The organism is Bradyrhizobium semiaridum (assembly GCF_020329505.1).
GTDB classification, from domain to species: Bacteria; Pseudomonadota; Alphaproteobacteria; order Rhizobiales; family Xanthobacteraceae; genus Bradyrhizobium; species Bradyrhizobium semiaridum.
In genome coordinates, this window is record NZ_JAGKJJ010000019.1 from 130,144 (window position 1) to 148,951 (window position 18,808).

Here is an 18,808-nt window from a genome sequence, read left to right on the forward strand (position 1 = left end):
AAAAACTCTGATAATAACAATAATTTAAGCCATTGGTTCGATTCGGGCATGCAAGTGCGGTTTAGGCCTCAATTGCTCTCGATTCCTCCCAAGCTTCTCGTAGATCGGCGACCGCCTTACGCCAAGCCTCGCCGTTCCGACCGCCGAAGCGGCGAGCATAGGCTGGATGGAAGGTGACGCGCAGCGGAAAGCGCTCGAACTGGAGCTTCGCATTGCGCACCGTTTGGATCCGTCGCTGCTCGCCAAGCAGACGAGCCGCTGTGCTGCCGAGCGCCACAATCACGCCGGGCTTGGCGCGTCGGATGTCGGTTAGGACTGCCGCGCCATAGCGGCCAACCTCCTCGGTGCTGGGGTTGCGATTGCGTGCCTTTCGCCGGCTGGAATACGCAATCGGGCGAAACGGAATGGCGTTTGCCAAGCGCACTTGCTTGGGATCGATTCCGGCCTCCAGCAGCATCTTGTGTAACGCCCGGCCAGCCGGACCGACGAAAGGTTTGCCTCGCGCAGATTCCTCAGCGCCGGGCGCCTCGCCGACCAAATAAAGCCGAGGCCGTCGAGACTGACCATCGGGCGAGACACGACGACGATCGAGATTTTTGTTGCCGATGCTTGCCTGGCCAGCCATCACCTTCTGCATCCGCCCAAGCCACGATATTACGATGCTTCGCGCATCACGTTGTGGCAGACCTCAGAAACGAAACGCGTAGATGCGTCCATCGGCGCTGATATAGAGGCCGTCCTGGGTGCGATCAGCGTCTGGAAGCGTCGAGGACCGCTCAAGGGGTCGCTCGCTGGCTGACCGCCGACGCCGCCGACGTTCAATCCGACGGCGCAAAATAGTCCCACAGCGGTTGGGCATACACCGGGCCTGCGACACGCGGGTTGAATCCGCGATCCGGCTGCCAGAGCATTTCGCTGTAGGCATTATTTCCATGTCCCGTAGCAGTAAAGTTTGATGCGCGGATGTGAGCGACTCAGTGCGGCGGCCACATGTAGCGGTCCGATCGATTTCACGTAGTCCTCCGATCCAATATATCCCGCACTTTGAGTGCCAGCCTAGCCTGCGAGACTGGCTTCTCCAATAGATCGACGTCCTTGTCGAGCCGTCCTTGGTGAACTATTGCGTTCCGCGAATAGCCGGTCATGTACAATATTTTGAGACCGGAGCGGATTTGCGCAGCACGTCTTCCGAGCTCCCGGCCATCGATCCCTGGCATCACCACATCGGTGATCATGAGATCTATCGGTTGATTCTCTTGCAGGATCATCATGGCGGCTTGGGCGCTTGGAGCCCAGAGAACGCGATAGTTAAGTTCGCGCAACAGATCAACCATGTAGATCCGGAGGTCGGCATCATCCTCGACGATCAGTATGGTCTCCATCACGTCGCCTTCTGCGCACGGCTGCTCTGCTTCGGTCGAGGTTGCCGGCGAGGCGCCATGATAGCGCGGGAAATACAGCTTGATGGTCGTTCCTTGACCGACTTCGCTGTAGATCTTGACGTGCCCGTTCGATTGCTTGACGAAGCCATATACCTGACTCAGTCCGAGCCCCGTGCCTTGTCCAGCCTCCTTGGTCGTGAAGAACGGTTCGAAGGCATGGCTGAGCGTGTCGGATGTCATTCCTTCACCAGTATCCGTAACGGACAAGACGACATACTGTCCGGGCGTCAGCTCTGGATTGAGCTCGGAATATTCCTCGTCTGCCGATACATTCACCGCCTCGATTGTGAGTTTACCACCATTCGGCATGGCGTCACGGGCGTTGATGGCGAGATTGACTATAGCGGACTCTAGATGATTGGTGTCGAGTTCGACGTCCCAGAGACCCGCGCTTCCAACAGTCTGCACTTCGATGCGCTCCCCGAGCGTGCGTTGGAGGAAGTCCTGTAGCGTATTGAGGAAGTTGTTCAGGTTGAGCGGCTTCGGATCGAGCGGCTGCCGACGGGAGAACGCGAGCAAGCGGCTCGTAAGTGCGGCAGCGCGCTGGGCACCGCGCTTGGCGTGAGCGAGCGCCCGCTCAAGATTTGCGTTCCCGCTCAGTTTGCGGGCATGGCGCTCCGCCGTTTCCAGATTGCCGATCACGATCATCAGGAGATTGTTGAAATCGTGAGCGATGCCTCCACTGAGTTGTCCGACCGCCTCAAGCTTCTGCGCAGCGGCCAGCTTCTCCTGAATTTCGTGCAGACGCTCCTGCGCCTCCTTGCGCTCGGTGATGTCGCGCGTGACCTTGGCGAAACCGATAAGACCGCCAGCATCGTCTTCGATTCGGTCGATTACGACCGACGCCCAGAATTCCGAGCCGTCCTTCCGAACCCGCCAACCCTCCGCCTCAAACCTGCCCTTCTCCGCGGCTTCAGCCAGAGCGCGTGCTGGAAGGCCAAGCTCGCGATCTTTGGCCGTGTAGAATCGGCTGAAGTTCGTTCCGATAACTTCGTCAGTCGCATACCCCTTGATACGCTGAGCTCCAGGATTCCACGTCGTGACATAGCCGGCGGGGTCCAGCTGGAAGATCGCATAGTCAATGACTGCGTCTACGAGCTGCTGGTATCGTCTTTCACTCTCAAGCAAGCTTTCACGTGTTTGCAGCCGCTCACTGATGTCGCGGGTGACTTCCACGAATCCGAGCAGTTCACCGCCGTCGTCACGGACAGCGTTGATGACGACCGACGCCCAGAACTGGCTGCCATTCTTGCGAAGGCGCCATCCTTCCCCGCTGAAGCTGCCGGTTTTCGACGCGATCTGCAGCGCCCGTTGCGGAATTCGCGCGGCTCTTTCCTCGGGCGTATAGAACACGGAAGCAGGCTGTCCAATGATCTCTTCGACCGAGTAGCCTGTCAGCGAACTCGCCCCCGCGTTCCAGCTCGCGACCACTCCGTCTACTTCGATCATGATGATCGCATAGGCGCGGATAGCCTCCATCAGAAGCTGCAGACGCCGCGTGTCGCTGATTTTGTTGAGTTTTCGCAATTGTAAGCGCTCCCAAAGACCAACAAATGCGAAGCGAGGAAAGCTCGGTCATCCGCGCATAGCTCCGCTGTGCAGTCGCCAGGAACCAAGCTGAGCCCTCCGGACCAGTTTGGCGTGTGCAGGTGCGAACCGAATAATCCCAGGAGCGTTGAGTTTACGGACCGATTCCGCGCTCGCCGTCTGACCGCAGTAGCTTAACGGATCGATTGTCCCTGCGTGCGACTCGGCGCGTGCAGGAAGGCAAGGAGCTGTATGACCAGGAATTCCGGATTTTCGTCCGGCAACCAGTGACCGGTGTCAGGCGCGACGCCGCCACGAACATTGATGGCAATCTCGCTTGCCATCTGGACTTCGGTCATACCGTTGCTCTTGTCACCTGCGAGTGCAAGCACCGGCATCGGCAATTTGTGCTTCTGGAATTCCGCAAAACGCGTCTCGTCCTCAGGAAACGCCCGATAAAGCTCGAACCCCGCACGCAAACCGCCAGGCGCCGCATAGGCCCTCGCGTAAACCGCGATGTCTTGGTCCGAAACGGATCGAATAGCCCTCTTCCTGTAGAAATCACGTATAAATTGATATTCGTGTCCGCTCACGAGCATCTCGGCAATATCGCGCTGCTGGAATAACCCGAAATGCCAAAGCTCGGGGTCAGGTTTTGATTTTGCCTCATTCCAGGCCCTCGTCGCCGGAATCGGAACATCGAGCATGGCGAGCGTTTGGACCTCATCCGGCCATTGTGCGGCATATGCATATGCAACCATCACCCCAATGTCGCGGCCAACCAGATGGACCTGGCTGGCGCCGAGTTGATGGACGAGGGCGCGAATATCCGCGGCCATGGTCGCCTTGTCGTAGCCGACCGCAGGCTTTTCGGAATCACCGGCGCCACGGTAATCCACGGCAAGCGGGCGGTAGCCTGCCTTCGCGAGGGACGGCATCACGTTGCGCCACGTGTACCACGTCTGTGGCCAACCATGCAGCAAGACGACAAGCGGACCGTCGTCCGGACCGCCAATAACATAGTGCAGCCGCACCCCGTTTACTTGGGCGAAACGATCATCAAACTGGTCGCGAAAACCCTCGGGAAGACCTCCCGGTGCGAACGATGCGGCTTGAGAACCCGTTTCATCGTGTTCGTGTGATGTCTGCGCAATCGCGGTTCCGAGGGTGCTTGCGACAACAATCGCGCTCATGATCGTGAAGCGGGCCGCACGCCGGCTGATAGCCATTCTCTGCATTGAGATCCTCCGACCAATCAAAGCAAAATGAGACCGAAAGCGGACTTTGAGGTCTTGAAATCAGGCATTGCTCGGCAGCGAAGCCGGCGATGCTTCCGCTCACCTTCTGGTCTGGAGCCACGCCTCCGTGGCACGACCAAAGCTGGCGCGGAGCTGCCCAGGGCCCACCTGTCGTCGTCGGCTTAGGTGAACGGGCGAGACGGGATGGTGAAGGGGCCCTTCCGAGGACGCTCAAGGCTGGCCCGTGCCACCCGCTGATCCGTAGACTTGGCCGGTGGCGAAGCTGGCGTCGGCGGCGGCGAGCTGAACGTAGATGGAGGCCAGTTCCGCCGGCTGACCCGGCCGTCCAAACACGGTCTGGCTGCCGAACTTTTCGAGCTTTTCCATCGTCGCGCCACCGGAGACCTGCAAGGGAGTCCAGACCGGCCCCGGCGCCACGCCGTTGACCCGAATGCCCTTGGGGCCGAGCTGCTTGGCGAGCGACTTCACATAGTTCATCGTGGCCGCCTTGGTCTGGGCATAGTCGTAAAGATCGGGCGACGGATCGTAAGCCTGCTCCGATGTCGTGCCGATGATGACCGAACCGGGTTTCAAATGCGGCAGCGCGGCCTTGATGATCCAGAACGGCGCATAAATGTTTGTCTTCATGGTCGCGTCGAAATCCTCCGACGACAGATCGAGGATCGACTGCCGCGCCTGCTGCCTAGCAGCGTTGTTGACGAGGATGTCGAGCCCGCCCAGCTCTTCGACCGCCCTGCGCACCAGCTCCTGACAGAACTTCTCGTCTCTGAGGTCGCCGGCTATCGCCACCCCCATGCGCTCCTCGGCCTTGATCAGCTCGATGACCTGCCTGGCGTCGGGCTCTTCGCTCGGGAAATAGTTGATGGCGACGTCGGCGCCCTCACGCGCGAATGCGATCGCGGCGGCGCGTCCCATCCCGGAGTCTCCACCGGTAATCAGCGCCTTGCGGCCGGCAAGCCGGCCTGCGCCGTGATAGGAACGCTCGCCATGATCGGGCGGCGGATCCATCTGGCTCGCCAATCCGGGCCAGGGTTGCGACTGCTTCCTGAACGGCGGTTTCGGATATTTGCCGGCCGGGTCACTCAAGGGCTGTGCGGTCATCGGGGTGTCACCCTTCACTGCGGTCGAGGTCATCGAGGCTGCGGCCATCGATGCGCCGGCACCGACAACATCCCGGCGGGAATGCGGTTTGCTCGCCATGTGTTTCTCCACTCCTGAGCAGAACCAACCTTTGGCCGTCCCGATCGTTGCTATTCGACGGGCGCGCGCCACAAAGGTTGCCTGATCGTCACTGACGGTGGGCCAGACCGAACATCAGGGCAGCCAGCGCAAACGCAGCGATCACGCAGGCGAACGTGAGATCTGCGATGACCGAGCGCGTGAAGCTCGACAGCACGCCGACGCCGATGACGGGTACGGCGTTGCCGATGAAGCAGCAGACAAAGTAGCTCGACACCACGGAGGCGCGCTGCTCAGCAGGCGCAATCTGGTTCACCACCTGCAGGCTGCCACGATAGCCGAGGCCCGCCGACACGCCGACGCCAGCGGTGGCCGCAAGCATGACCCGGAGCGACGCAGCGGCCTGTGCCGCCACCATCGCCGCGGCAGCCGGAATCATCAGCGCCAGCGACCACAACATCGCCACGCGACTGTCGACCGCCTGCGTGGCCACGATCACGAATGCCACCACGATGGCAAGTTCGAACAGCAAAGCGCCGCCGGCCGCGTGGTTGTGGACGTGCAGGTCCTGCGACAGAATGGCCGGCATCAGCGCCGCGTAGAAACCGACCAGCGCCATCAAGCCAAAACCCGTGATGGCGGGCGCGACGAATTGCGCACGGACGCTGTGAGGCACGGCCAGTTTGGGCCGGACCGTCAGGCGGCTCGTGTCCGGATGCCGTACCGTCTCGTGGCAGAACCAGACCAAAAGCGCCACTGCGCAGAGAACCACGAGATAGGCCACAAAGGAGAGATGTAACGGCCATGGCGCATATTGTGCGAGCAGACCCGAGGCCAGGGCCGCAATGCCGAGGCCCAGAAAGTTGCTGCTGGTCCCGATGGTCGCCGCCCGCGCCGTGTCGCCCTTGCCAACCAGTTCGGCAAGCCAGGCGTTGGCGCTGCCGCTGGCAATGCCGATGCCGAGACCGCTGAGGATGCGCGCGACGTAGAGTGCGGCAATTCCGTTTGCAAACAGGAACACGAGCGCGGCGGCGAACAGGACCAGAGTTGCGACCAGCGCGGTGACGCGGCGTCCGATGCCGTCGGAGATCCGGCCGACAAACAGCAGCGCGGCGATATTTCCGAGAACATAGGCGGCGTAGATCAGCGTCAGCGTGATCTGGGAGAAGCCAAACTGCTGCTGATAGAGCAGATAGAGAGGAGTGACCAACGTGCTGAGACCAAAGGCCGTGCCGATCAGCGTGGCGACGGAGGCAAGCGCCGCACTCCCCTGCAACTCGCTTCGACGGGCATGGGCGATGCCGAGCTGGGCCATGTCTGCCTCCTAGAAATCGGGGAACTATTGCATCACGGCTCGTCACGTCCATGAACCTGGGCCGGCGGCGCGGTGGCTTCAACCGCCGTGAAGGGCTCGATGATCCTGTAGCGATGTTCCGACTGCGCGGGCACCAGCCATGAATCGCCCGGCCCGAGCCTGATGACCTGACCTTCCAGGGTGAGTTCAGCTCGGCCTGAGATCACGTAGCCGACGGTCTCATAATCCCGCCGGGCGCTCTCCTTGTCATGCGGTTGCTCGTCGCGCCACAGGCGCATAGCGACCCGATTGCCGGACACGAGATAGGTCTGTCCCATCGCGCCCGCCGGCGATGATCGCTCGGACACTTTCTTTACCGTGCTGTCTGTCATTTGCTCCGCCTCCGGTTCTCGCTTGCTGGACAAAGAACCATCTGCGGGAGGCAGGGTTGCAATTTCACCGCGGCAGAGCGCTGCGATCCTTAGGAACCTTGCCTGCGAGCTCCGCGTTCGCGCCCAACAAGAGAGTGTACAATTGGACTCTCCAAATCGACAAGCCCTGCTTGCCGCTGCCGCCGCCCTTGGCGCGACCGCGGCTGCTTCGGCGCAGGACGGCAACGAACCCGTGATCGGCAACAAGGGAGCACCGATGCTCGGTCCGCGCAATCCTGTGCGTGAGCAGGAGAACCCCGACGTCTTGCGTCCGCCTTCGACCGATCGCGGTTCGCTGCCGAATCTGAGATTCTCGTCTGCGGATTCGCATGTGAAGATGCGCGAGGGCGGCTGGTCCCGCGAGGTCACGCAGCGCGAGTTGCCGATCTCCACCACGATGGCCGGCGTCAACATGCGCCTCAAGTCCGGCGGCGTCCGCGAGCTGCATTGGCACAAGCAGGCCGAATGGGCCTTCATGCTGGCAGGCAATGCACGGGTTACCGCGGTCGACAATGACGGCCATAACTTCATCGCGGATGTCGGCGCCGGTGACCTCTGGTATTTTCCCTCCGGCATCCCGCATTCGATCCAGGGATTGCCGGGCGACGGCTGCGAGTTTCTGCTCGCATTTCCCGACGGCGAGTTCTCGGAAGATTCCACATTCGCGATCACCGATCTGTTCGCGCACAATGATCGCAACGTGCTGGCGAAAAACCTCGGCGTCAACGTCAAGGCGCTCGACGGCATTCCCAAGGAAGAGCGATTCATCTTCCAGGCCGAGTTGCCGCCGCCACGGCTCGAGGCAGACGCCGTGAGCGATCCGCTTGGCGCCGTGCCGCTCGATATGGTATTCAGACTGACGCAACAACCGCCGCATCAATCGTCGGGCGGCAATGTCCGCATCGCTGATACCCGTAATTTTCCGATCTCGACCGATGTTGCCGCTGCCCTGGTCGAGGTCAATCCCGGGCACATGCGGGAGCTGCACTGGCACCCGAACGCCGACGAGTGGCAATACTACATCTCGGGCAAAGGCCGCATGACGGTGTTTGCCGCCGAAGCGCGGGCGCGTACCTTCGACTACCAAGCCGGCGACGTCGGCTATGTGCCGATGTCGATGAGCCACTTCATCGAGAACACCGGCAGTGAGCCGCTGCGCTTGCTCGAATTGTTCAAATCGCCGCGCTTCATGGACGTCTCGCTCGCCCAATGGATGGCGCTGACGCCGCACGAACTGGTCGCCGCGCATCTGAACATCGACCGCGACATCCTGAACCGGCTGCGCAAGGACAAGCAGCCCGTGGTCTAGCGCGGCGCCTCGTCCGTCCAGACCGCCGGCCGACGTCACGCCAGTCTCCACGGCACCATCGGCTATCGCGCCTCATGCAGTGCGAGGATGCCGCGCGTGCAACAATCTGGCAAATGCCTCGCGGTCGGCATCATGTCCCTTCATGGCGACCTCGAACAGCGCCGCCTGAATGTCGCGCGGCATGTCTCCCCAGACGGCAGGACAGAACCCAAAGCGTGATCGATGCGGGGCTGCCGTCGCATGAGGCGGCATCACCGTCGAGGACTGGCCTGGAAATCTCCTTGTGATACGCTGGCTGCGACCAACGTTTTAAGCAATCATGGCCCTAAAAAGCGCCGGCGTCGTCGCATTCCGCATGAGGCTCGGGAGCATCGAGGTGCTTCTGGTTCATCCCGGCGGCCCCTTCTGGCGCAACAAGGATTTGGGCGCCTGGTCGATCCCGAAGGGCGAGTATGATAGCAGCGAGGAGCCGGAGGATGTCGCGCGCAGGGAATTTCAGGAAGAGATCGGCGTCCAGCTGAAAGTCCCCCTGCGCTCATTGGGCGAGATCAGGCAGCGCGGCGGCAAGGCCGTCACGGCCTTTGCCGCGGAAGCGGACGTCGACACGAGGACTATCCAGAGCAACTCGTTCGAGATCGAATGGCCGCCGCGAAGCGGACACCGGCAGACCTTCCCGGAGGTCGATCGCGCGGAATGGTTCGATCTGTCTTGGGCGCATCGAAAGATCAATCCGGGACAGAGACCGCTGCTCGACCGGCTTGAGGCGATGTGCGCCGCCGCGCGGAAGCGCTGACCCGGAAGGGCCAGCCTCAATTTCAACCCGCGGCCTCCATCCTCGGATGCTCGGCCGTGATGCGTACCGGGATCGACTTCGCGGCCGGTGTCTTGCTCTTCTCCTCGTGATGCCAGAGCGGCAGCAATGGATTGCATTCGGGATAGTACCCGGCGATGCAGCCCTCCGGCAGGTCGTAGCGCACGACGCGCAGGCCCGCGACCTTGCGGTCGACTCCGTCATCCGCCGCCGTCGACAGCGTCACGACGCTGCCCTCCTTCAATCCGAAGCGATCGATGTCGTTGGCATGCATCAGCACGACATGACGTGATCCGTAGATGCCGCGCAAGCGATCGTCGTAGCTGTAGATGGTGGTGTTGAACTGGCCGTTGCTTCTCAGCGTGATGAGCTGGACGATGTCGCGATCCTCGGGCGCCGTGTCGATATCGGTCGCGAGCGACTTTGGCACGATGAAGTTGGCCTTGCCGGTCTTCGTCTTCCACTTGCGTTCGCGCGCGGCGAGCGGCCGGTGGAAGCCGCCCGGGTTCCACATTCGTGCATTGAAATCGTGGAAGATGTCGGGATAGGTCGCCGCGATGGCATCGCGGACCTTGCTGTAATCGGCGACCCAGTCATCCCAGGGAATGGTCGATTTCGCGGGCGCCGTGGCCTTGGCCAGTTCCGCGATGATCTTCAGCTCCGACAACAGATGAGGACTGGCGGGCGCCACCTGCCCTCGCGAGCCGTGCATGCAGCCAGTGGAATCCTCCATCGCAACCGCCTGCCGGCCACCAGCCTGCTCGTCGATTTCGATCCGTCCGAGGCACGGCAGGATGTAAGACACCTCGCCGTGAACGAGCGCGCTGCGATTGAGCTTGGTAAGGATATTGACAGTCAGCCGCAACCGGCGCCAAGCGGGCTGCACGCGTTCGTGATCGGGCACCGACTGCACGAGATTGCCACCGAGCATCACCATGGCCCGCACCGAGCCATCGATGATCCGTTCGCAAGCCTCCACGATGGCAACGCCTTTCTTCTGCGGCACCTCGATGCCGAACAAGGCTTTGATCTTGTCGGCGGGCACCATTCCCGGCTTTTCCGTGATGCCGACCGTGCGCTGTCCCTGCACATTGGAATGGCCGCGCACTGGGCACATCCCCGCGCCCGGCCGGCCGATATTGCCGCGCATCAACGCGACATTGACAAGCGTCTGCACGGTCTCCGCGCCCTTCTCGTGCTGGGTCAGACCCATGCCGTAGATGAACATGACCGACTTGGCGTGCGCATAAACATAGGCCGCCGCCTCAAGCGCGCCGCGGGTGAGCCCGGAACGCTGCTCGATGCGGGACCATGACGTACCGTCCACCGCGGCAGCAAACTCGTCAAAGCCATGCGTGTGCTCGCGGATGAAGTCGCGATCGATGACAGTCTCCGCCGCTTCCGCCTTCTTCTCGAGCGCGAACAGCGCCTTTGCGATGCCCATGATCGCGGCCGTGTCGCCGCCACTCCTGACCTGATGATATTGCGAAGTAATGCGCGTGGACGAGCCGCTCAGCATTTCCGTGGGCGATTGCGGGTTGGTAAATTCGACGAGGCCACGCTCGCGCAAGGGATTGAAGGTCACGATCGGCACGCCGCGCCTGGACGCGTCCTGGAGCTGGTGTAGCATCCGCGGGCTCGACGTTCCGACATTCTGGCCGAAGAAGAAGATGCAGTCGGTCTTGGCGAAATCATCGAGCGTGCAGGTGCCGACCGGCACGCCGATCGATTCGGGCAGCGCGGCCGACGTGGTCTCGTGACACATGTTGGAGCTGTCGGGCAGATTGTTGTTGCCGTAGGCGCGCGCGAACAGGCCGTACATGAAGGCGGCCTCCGAGCAGGCGCGCCCCGACGTGTAGAACACGGCGCTGTCGGGATCGAGCGCCTGCAACTCCTTGCCGATCTCCGCAAACGCGTCCTGCCAACTGACTGCGACATATTTGTCGCTCGCGGCATCGTAGCGCATGGGATGGGTCAGACGGCCGGCCATCTCCAGATGATGATCGTCCCAGCTTTCGAGCTCCCTCACCGTATGCGCCGCAAAGAACTCGGGCGTGACGCGCTTGTGCGTGATCTCCCATGTCGTTGCCTTGGCGCCGTTCTCGCAGAATTCGAACACGCGCGGATCCGCCGGCTTCGCCCAGGCGCAGCTCACGCACATGAATCCGTCCGGCTTGTTCTGCTTCAGCAGCACGCGCGGACCGCGGAACGGGACGTGATCGCGGGTCAGGGTGGTGGCCAGCGACCGCACCGAGCCCCATCCGCCGGATGGATGATCATAGGGCCGGACTTCAAGATCGTCGCTCAGCTTGCGTTTGGTTGCCATGACGAATCCTCGGAATGCTCATGCTGGGTGAAGATCAGGGGCGCCCGATCGCGCGACAGCGCGCACAGCGCAAGCCCCGCCGCCTTCGCCGTGCGAATCGCGAGCGCCGTCGGCGCCGAAGCCGAGACGATGACGGCAAAATCCGCCGCGACGGCCTTCTGCACCATCTCGAACGAGCAACGGCTGGTGACGAGGCAAAACCCCCTCGTGTGGCTGAACGCACCGCGCAGGCCGGCACCAATCAACTTGTCGAGCGCATTGTGCCGCCCGACGTCCTCCCGCACGATCCGGATCGCGCCGTCAACATCTACCCACGCCGCAGCATGGGCGCCGCGGGTCAAGCGGCTGAGCGGCTGCCATTCGCGCAAACGGTCGAACGCACGCGATATGGCCGCTTCTTCCGGAAGCACGGCAGGATGCACTCGGGCGGGCAGGTTTCTCACGTCCCGGAGATCCTCGACGCCACACAGGCCGCAGCTCGTATGACCGCGCAGTTGACGCACGCGCCGGCCGGCGAGATAGCGGCGCAGGCTCTCCCCGCGCAACGAGATATCGACCGAAATTCCCTCTGCGGTTGCCGCGACCGACATCGCATCGACATCCGAAGCAGCAGCAATGACGCCCTCGGCCAGCGAGAAGCCGACGGCGAAATCCTCGAGGTCGGCTGGCGTCGCCATCATCACGCCGTGCGGGAAGCCGTTGTAGCGAAAGGCAACCGCCTCCTCCTCGACACAGTCGAGCGACCAGCTGGTATTTGCGCGGCCGAGTTCGCTCGCATGCACCGCACATGACGTGTTGGCGAATGAGGACTGCACCGGCATCGGAGAATGCTCGTCGTTTACGGGCTAAGCTCCCGCAAAGACGATCGTTCCTGCCGCGCCGCTTGGTCCAGGGAGCCAGGAACCATCCGTGACGGCCGGGATTTGGCATTCAGGACGGCCCCGGGGTTTTCCACGATCTCCAAGGACGCCCTCGGAAATTGGTAGCGCAGCCGCACGCATTAGCGCGCCTTGACGCACAGTGAGCAGTGAGCATGACCCACACCGTCGGTGACTTTCTCGTTCAGCGCCTGCAGCAATGGGGCGTGCGCCACATCTTTGGCTATCCCGGAGACGGCATCAACGGCGTGTTCGGCGCGCTCAACCGCGCGGACGGAAAAGTCAAATTCATCCAGGCGCGGCACGAGGAGATGGCGGCCTTCATGGCCTCGGCCTACGCCAAATTCTCCGGCCAGCTCGGAGTCTGCATCGCGACCTCCGGCCCCGGCGCCTCGCATCTGATAACGGGTCTCTATGACGCACTGCTGGATCACCAGCCGGTGCTCGCCATCGTCGGTCAGCAGGCGCGCGACGCGCTGGGCGGCCAATACCAGCAGGAACTCGATCTGGTCTCGATGTTCAAGGACGTCGCAGGGGCCTATGTCGCGCAGGCCTCGTCGCCGGCGCAGGTGCGCCACCTGATCGATCGCGCCGCGCGCATCGCGCTGTCGCGCCGCACGGTCACCGCGATCGTGCTGCCGAACGACCTGCAGGACGAAGCCTATGCAGATCCGCCTCACGCGCATGGCACGCTGCGCTCCGGGGTCGGCTTCGCTGCGCCGAAGGTCGTGCCGCACGACGCCGAGCTCGATCGCGCCGCCAGCATCCTCAACGCCGGCAAGCGGGTTGCAATGCTGATCGGAGCCGGCGCGATCGGGGCCGCCGACGAAGTCATCGCCACCGCGGATAGGCTTTCGGCCGGTTGTGCCAAGGCATTGCTTGGCAAATCTGTCCTCCCCGATGACCTGCCCTGGGTCACAGGCTCGATCGGTTTGCTGGGCACGGAGCCCAGCTACCGGATGATGAACGAGTGTGACACCCTGCTGATGGTCGGCTCGGCGTTTCCCTATGCCGAGTTTCTCCCGAAGGAAGGCAACGCGCGCGGCGTACAGATCGACATCGATGCGAGCATGCTGTCGATTCGCTTTCCGATGGAGTCCGGCCTTGTCGGTGATGCCGCCGAGACGCTGCGTGCATTGCTGCCGCGACTCGAGCAGAAGCCCGCCGGCGAATGGCGAAAGAGCATCGAGGACGATGTCACGGCCTGGTGGACAACTCTGGAACAGCGCGCCAGGCAGCCTGCCGAGCCGGTCAACCCCCAGCGCGTGACCTGGGAGCTATCGCCGCTGCTGCCGGACCGCGTGGTGATCACCAGCGATTCAGGCTCCTGCGCCAACTGGTACGCACGCGATCTCAGGATCAGGCGCGGCATGAGGGCCTCGCTTTCCGGGGGACTGGCTTCGATGGGAGCCGCAGTGCCCTATGCGATCGCGGCCAAATATGCCGAGCCAGACCGGCCGGTGATCGCGCTCGTCGGCGACGGCGCGATGCAGATGAATAATATGGCCGAGCTGATCACTGTCGCCAAATACTGGCGCGACTGGCCGGACCATCGCTGGATTGTCTGCGTCTTCAACAATGAGGACCTGAACCAGGTGACGTGGGAGCAGCGGATCATCAACGGCGATCCGAAATTCGAGGCCTCGCAGACGATCCCGAATGTCGCCTATGCGCGCTTTGCGGAGATGATCGGCCTGCGCGGCATCTATGTCGATGACCCCGAGATGCTCAAATCCGCCTGGCAGCAGGCCTTGGCCAGCGAGCGTCCTGTGGTGCTCGAAGTCAAAACCGATCCCGAGGTGCCGCCCCTGCCGCCCCACATCACACTGCAGCAAGCCAAGAACTTCACGATCGCGCTTGCGAAGGGCGATCCGAACGAGACCGGCGTGATCAGGGGCGCGGCACGTCAGATTCTGGAGACGGTACTGCCCGGAAAAGATTGAAGGGGGCAGCAATCGAAGGCCTATGTCGCCGGGTCCTTCCCGTGCTCGGGCTTCGGAGGTCGGCGCCTGTCGTTCGCAGCGATGATGACGGTGCCATCAGCCTCCAGGACTCGCACGATTTCGCAACGCAGTTCGTCCCTCAGGCAAACAGGAACTCAGCTCACCTGAATGGATTGTCCGCCGAAATCCTGGAGAGAAGTGAGATGAGCACATCCTCTCACACGGGAGAAGATCGGCCGCAATTACGAGGCAATGCGGTTGCTCGGCGACGCGCCGGAAACGTCGAATGCCTTGACCGCCGCGCTCTCCGGACGTGCACCCAATCCATCGCGCAGCCGCTCCGAAGTGGAACGTTTCGTTGCCGATGCATGGGATTCGAGAAAGACCGAGCGCACTGGCTCAGCAATGCCTCGCCCCCCGGTCCGGAGCGCACGCTTGCTGCGATCCAGCGGCGGATCAGTCCCGACACGGTCGTCGCCTCGGACGCAAGCTACGCGTCGAATTGGATCGTGAGGCAGCTGCACACGTCGCATCCGACCACGCGCATCATCTCTCCGCATGGGCTTGCCGGCTTGGGCTGGGTCTGCCGCTCGCCCTCGGGGCAAAGCTTGCACGACCGCACAGTGAAGTCATTGCCGTTGTCGGTGACGGCGGGTTTGCCCACGCGTGGTCGGAAATGGAGACCGCACTGCGAAGCGAGATTCCTGTGACTGTCGTTGTGCTCAACAACGGGGTGCTTGGCTATCAGAAGAATGCCGAGAAGGCAAAGTTCGGCCGCTATACATCTTCAGGGCACTTGCGCCAGGTCGACCACGCGATCATCGCTCGCGCCGTGGGCGCGCTCGGCCGGAGGATTGTCGATCCACAGGATCTCGATGCTGCCTTGGCGGAAGCTGCCGCAGCACCGACGCTTAGCCTGATTGACGTCATCACCGACCCCGAGGCGCATCCGCCCGTTTCCCTGTATGAGGGGCCGCTGGATCGAATGGTGGGCAACACCATTGTTCAGGATCCGGTGCCCTAAGCCGCAGGACCGCCTTGCTTGGCAGAACGCGCCTGTGCAGGTCTCTTCTGGACGAGAGTCCAACAGCAGAAAAAGGGAGCACAACAGTGTCATGGCAGAATTGTTTCAGTTGCCGAACCAACGAGCTCGAGATCGCGTACGAGATGACGGGTTCTCCGGACGGCCTTCCCTTGGTCCTTGTGCACGGCTGGCCCGATGACATCAGATGCTGGGACAAAGTCATCAACGCTTTGCCTGAAGGAAAATATCACGTCTATGCTCCCTATCTGCGCGGCTCTGGACCGACGCGATTTCTGCACGACGCCACAATGCGCAGCGGTGCGATTGCCGCGCTTACCCTCGACCTGGCGCAGTTCATTGAAGCTCTTGACCTCCGGAATGTGCTGTTGGGCGGCTACGATTGGGGGGCACGCGCGGGGTATGGCGTGGCGGCGCTCTTCCCACAGAGAATTCGCGGCCTCGTTGCCGCCGCCGCCGGTTATGCGACACACATGGACCCCGAGGAGATGCCGTATCAGCTTGCGCAGGCATACTGGTACGAATGGTACGTCGCCACGACACGAGGACAGAAGGCCTATCGCGACGACCGCAAACGCCTTTGCAGGTATTTCTGGGAGACCTGGTCGCCGGCATGGCCGCATCTAGACCAAGAATTCGAGCTGATGGCGCCGTCGCTCGACAATCCCGATTGGGCCGACATCAGCCTCCACGCCTATCGGCAACGCTGGGGCGATGCGAAAGGCGCACACGAGCACGACGAAATCGAGAGCCGGCTCGCGCAATCGCCAACCATTGCCGTCCCGACGATCATGCTGCAGGGCGGCGAAGACCGCGACAACATGCCGAGCACGTCCGAGGGCAAGGAGCGGTCCTTCAGCAGCCGTTACGAAAGGCGAGTGCTGAAGGGGATTGGGCATTTCGTGCCCCGAGAGGACCCGCAGTCGTTTGTCGATGCGATCATTGAACTATGAGATCTTCCATGGCCATCACGCTAAATCATCTGCTCGTGCCAGCTCATGACAAGGAGGCGTCGGCCCTCTGGTTGGCTACCCTATTCGGCCTCAAGGTCGGCGATAAGAGCCCGGGAAGTCCGCATGGACGTTTCGCGGTGATGAAAGTGGGCGAGACAAGCCTCGACTTTGATACCGTCGAGAAGTTCGAACCGCATCATTACGCTTTCCTCGTCGACGACGAAGCGTTCGATCGCATCTTTTCGCAAATCAAGGCTCTCGGCCTCAGCTACGCCGCCGATCCCATGCACGAGAAGCGCTTCGAGATCAATCATTACGCTGGCGGGGGTGGATTGTACTTCCGCGATCCAAACGGCCACAATCTCGAGCTGCTTACCCGCACGGGTGAGGAGCACTGACATCCGTGCACGCACCGAGATCGAGAAGCTCAACCGGAGCCAATGAACATGCCGAATGCCGACGGATTCGTGCGGACAGGTCGATCTCACGGAGCAACCGTACTCTGTCCGCATGGCAAGACCATCATGGCCCCGGAGCTCTTTGGGCAACAGCTTGCAGGCGGCTTTGCGGCTTCCCTTCGGAAGCGCATGTTTGACACAGTGAGCCTCTAGGATTGGGCGGATGGCAGGCGAACCGTCAGAGCCGGCCCGAGGCGGTCACGCGCCATACGGTATTGCCGACATCGTCGGCGATCAGCAGCGCGCCGGATTTGTCGATCGCCAATCCCACCGGCCGGCCGCGGGACTTTTCATCCTCATTCAGAAAGCCGGTGACGACATCCTGCGCGGGTCCGTTGGGATGGCCGTCGGCGAACGGCACATAGACGACCTTGTAGCCGTTGAGCTGCGGCCGGTTCCAGCTGCCGTGCTCGCCGATGAAGGCTCCGCCGCGGTAGGACGATGGCAGCTTGTCGCTGGTGGCGAAGACGAGCCCCAGCGGCGCGACATGCGAGCTCAGGGCGTAATCCGGGACGGTGGCCTTCGCGACGAGATCCGGCCGTTGCGGCTGCACGCGCGGATCGACGTTCTGACCGAAATAGCTGTAGGGCCAGCCGTAGAAGGCGCCGTCCTTCACCGACGTCAGATAGTCGGGCACGAGGTTCGGGCCGATCTCGTCGCGCTCGTTGACCACGGTCCACAGCGCGTGGCTTTGCGGCTCGAAAGTCAGGCCGTTCGGATTGCGCAGCCCGCTGGCAAAGATTCGCCAGCGGCCGGTTGCGCGCTCCACCTCGAGGATCGCGGCGCGGTTCTTCTCCGCCTCGATGCCGTTTTCGGTGATGTTGCTGTTAGAGCCGACGCCGACATAGAGCAATGCGCCGTCCGGACTCGCTACCAGGCTCTTGGTCCAATGGTGGTCGATCGGCCCTCCGGGGAGCTGGGTCAAAGTCTGTCCCGGTTCGGTGATTTTGGTGTCGCCCTCATGATACGGGTATCGGACGATCGCATCGGTGTTGGCGACGTAGAGATCGTTGCCGACCAGCGCGACGCCGAACGGCGAATGCAGGTGGTCGAGAAAGACGCTCTGCGTCTCCGGCTTGCCGCCATCGTTCCCCGGGCGCAGCAGCGTGATGCGATTGCTTTCGCCGGTATCGCCGCCGGACGTCGCCCACGACTCCACCCATTTCATGATGAAGTCCTTTGGCCGCTTGATCGGCTCGGTTCCCGGCGCCTTGGATTCGACGACCAGGATGTCGCCGTTCGGAAGCACATAGAGCGAGCGCGGATGCTGCAGGCCGGTGGCCAGCGCGTTGATCTGCAAGCTGTCGGGCACCCGTGGCTTTTCGCCCTGCTTCCATCCGACCACGGAAGCAACGTGCATCGGCGGCATCAGATACTGCTCCAGCGCCGGCAAATCGGGACGCGCGCCGATCTGGGTCTTGGGGTCGGGCGCGGTCTCCCTGCTGCAGCCCGCAACGCACAGCACAGCCATCAACGTCATCGCGAGCTTGCCGTGAGCGGCGTTTGTCGGATCGATCCGCATCAGCCAGCTACTCCAACCCGATGCCGATAGACCATCGCCCAGCCGAGCCAGCCCGTGCACAGCATGACGAGCACCGTCAGCGCCGAAAGCACCAGCCCGGCGGGCACCACCGAGGTCCAGGCATCACGGCTGTGGACGAAGGCATTGAACAGCGCGAGCAGCATCACGATCACGTTGCCGACCATATGAAACCAGGCATATGGCAAGCCGCGGATCAGGCGGCTGCTCAAGAAATCGATCAGGCCGGCGATCGCAGCGAGGCCGCCCATGATGAGCCCTGCAAACAACAGCCAAGCCGAGAAATCGGCCCACATCATCTCGGCCGTCGCCCAATAGGCGATATCCGTCACCAGCGTTCCGACGAAGCAGACGATCGGAAACGGCACCAGCATCGGATGAATGGGGTGCATGCCAATCCTCGCCGTCGAGGCTGG

At 62.3% G+C, this 18,808-nt stretch carries 16 protein-coding genes; 6 read left to right on the forward strand and 10 right to left on the reverse strand.

Going from position 1 to position 18,808, the window contains the following annotated elements; all coding sequences use genetic code 11:
* Positions 1 to 61 precede the first annotated feature (61 nt).
* From J6500_RS21380 to J6500_RS21405, 6 genes are all read right to left on the reverse strand, one after another.
* Positions 62 to 637 carry a uracil-DNA glycosylase gene (locus J6500_RS21380; protein WP_225714660.1) on the reverse strand — a complete coding sequence of 192 codons (576 nt, stop codon included), beginning with the start codon at positions 635 to 637 and terminating at the stop codon, positions 62 to 64.
* 373 nt (positions 638 to 1,010) lie between these two features.
* Positions 1,011 to 2,969: a hybrid sensor histidine kinase/response regulator gene (locus tag J6500_RS21385; RefSeq protein ID WP_225714661.1), complete on the reverse strand. Its 1,959-nt coding sequence runs from the start codon at positions 2,967 to 2,969 to the stop codon at positions 1,011 to 1,013.
* A 194-nt stretch (positions 2,970 to 3,163) separates the two neighbouring features.
* Complete coding sequence (locus J6500_RS21390) at positions 3,164 to 4,207, reverse strand: alpha/beta fold hydrolase (protein WP_225714662.1); 1,044 nt, start codon at positions 4,205 to 4,207, stop codon at positions 3,164 to 3,166.
* Between the two features lie 231 nt (positions 4,208 to 4,438).
* Entirely contained in the window at positions 4,439 to 5,428 is a 990-nt protein-coding gene (locus tag J6500_RS21395; protein ID WP_283842929.1) for an SDR family oxidoreductase, read from the reverse strand.
* Positions 5,429 to 5,516: 88 nt separating this feature from the next.
* Positions 5,517 to 6,722 (reverse strand): MFS transporter, encoded by a 1,206-nt coding sequence (locus tag J6500_RS21400; protein ID WP_225714663.1) that lies wholly within the window; start codon positions 6,720 to 6,722, stop codon positions 5,517 to 5,519.
* Positions 6,723 to 6,754: 32 nt separating this feature from the next.
* Positions 6,755 to 7,093, reverse strand: coding sequence for a cupin domain-containing protein (locus tag J6500_RS21405; RefSeq protein WP_225714664.1), 339 nt, complete (start codon positions 7,091 to 7,093; stop codon positions 6,755 to 6,757).
* Between the two features lie 142 nt (positions 7,094 to 7,235).
* Here J6500_RS21405 and J6500_RS21410 point away from each other — a divergent pair, with 142 nt between their 5' ends.
* Complete coding sequence (locus J6500_RS21410) at positions 7,236 to 8,441, forward strand: oxalate decarboxylase family bicupin (protein ID WP_283842930.1); 1,206 nt, start codon at positions 7,236 to 7,238, stop codon at positions 8,439 to 8,441.
* 319 nt (positions 8,442 to 8,760) lie between these two features.
* A complete protein-coding gene (locus tag J6500_RS21415) occupies positions 8,761 to 9,234 on the forward strand; it encodes an NUDIX hydrolase (RefSeq protein ID WP_225714665.1) in 474 nt (157 codons plus the stop codon).
* Between the two features lie 22 nt (positions 9,235 to 9,256).
* On the opposite strand, the gene J6500_RS21420 is transcribed toward J6500_RS21415, so the two are convergent.
* Positions 9,257 to 11,578: an FdhF/YdeP family oxidoreductase gene (locus J6500_RS21420; RefSeq protein ID WP_225714666.1), complete on the reverse strand. Its 2,322-nt coding sequence runs from the start codon at positions 11,576 to 11,578 to the stop codon at positions 9,257 to 9,259.
* Positions 11,557 to 12,399: a formate dehydrogenase accessory sulfurtransferase FdhD gene (fdhD, locus tag J6500_RS21425; protein WP_225714667.1), complete on the reverse strand. Its 843-nt coding sequence runs from the start codon at positions 12,397 to 12,399 to the stop codon at positions 11,557 to 11,559. Before fdhD ends, J6500_RS21420 begins: the two co-directional genes overlap by 22 nt.
* 212 nt (positions 12,400 to 12,611) lie before the next feature.
* On the opposite strand from fdhD, the gene J6500_RS21430 reads away from it, so the two are divergent.
* The 4 genes from J6500_RS21430 (at position 12,612) to J6500_RS21445 (ending at position 16,792) form a co-directional block, all read left to right on the forward strand.
* Positions 12,612 to 14,399 (forward strand): thiamine pyrophosphate-requiring protein, encoded by a 1,788-nt coding sequence (locus J6500_RS21430; RefSeq protein ID WP_225714668.1) that lies wholly within the window; start codon positions 12,612 to 12,614, stop codon positions 14,397 to 14,399.
* Between the two features lie 364 nt (positions 14,400 to 14,763).
* Positions 14,764 to 15,423 carry a thiamine pyrophosphate-dependent enzyme gene (locus J6500_RS21435; protein WP_225714721.1) on the forward strand — a complete coding sequence of 220 codons (660 nt, stop codon included), beginning with the start codon at positions 14,764 to 14,766 and terminating at the stop codon, positions 15,421 to 15,423.
* 86 nt (positions 15,424 to 15,509) lie between these two features.
* Positions 15,510 to 16,394, forward strand: a complete 885-nt coding sequence (locus J6500_RS21440; protein ID WP_225714669.1) for an alpha/beta fold hydrolase — start codon at positions 15,510 to 15,512, stop codon at positions 16,392 to 16,394.
* Between the two features lie 8 nt (positions 16,395 to 16,402).
* Entirely contained in the window at positions 16,403 to 16,792 is a 390-nt protein-coding gene (locus J6500_RS21445; protein ID WP_225714670.1) for a VOC family protein, read from the forward strand.
* A 238-nt stretch (positions 16,793 to 17,030) separates the two neighbouring features.
* Here J6500_RS21445 and J6500_RS21450 read toward each other — a convergent pair whose 3' ends face one another.
* Both J6500_RS21450 and J6500_RS21455 read right to left on the reverse strand, forming a co-directional pair.
* Positions 17,031 to 18,332 (reverse strand): PQQ-dependent sugar dehydrogenase, encoded by a 1,302-nt coding sequence (locus J6500_RS21450; protein WP_225714722.1) that lies wholly within the window; start codon positions 18,330 to 18,332, stop codon positions 17,031 to 17,033.
* 41 nt (positions 18,333 to 18,373) lie between these two features.
* Complete coding sequence (locus tag J6500_RS21455; protein WP_225714671.1) at positions 18,374 to 18,784, reverse strand: DUF2231 domain-containing protein; 411 nt, start codon at positions 18,782 to 18,784, stop codon at positions 18,374 to 18,376.
* Positions 18,785 to 18,808: the final 24 nt, after the last annotated feature.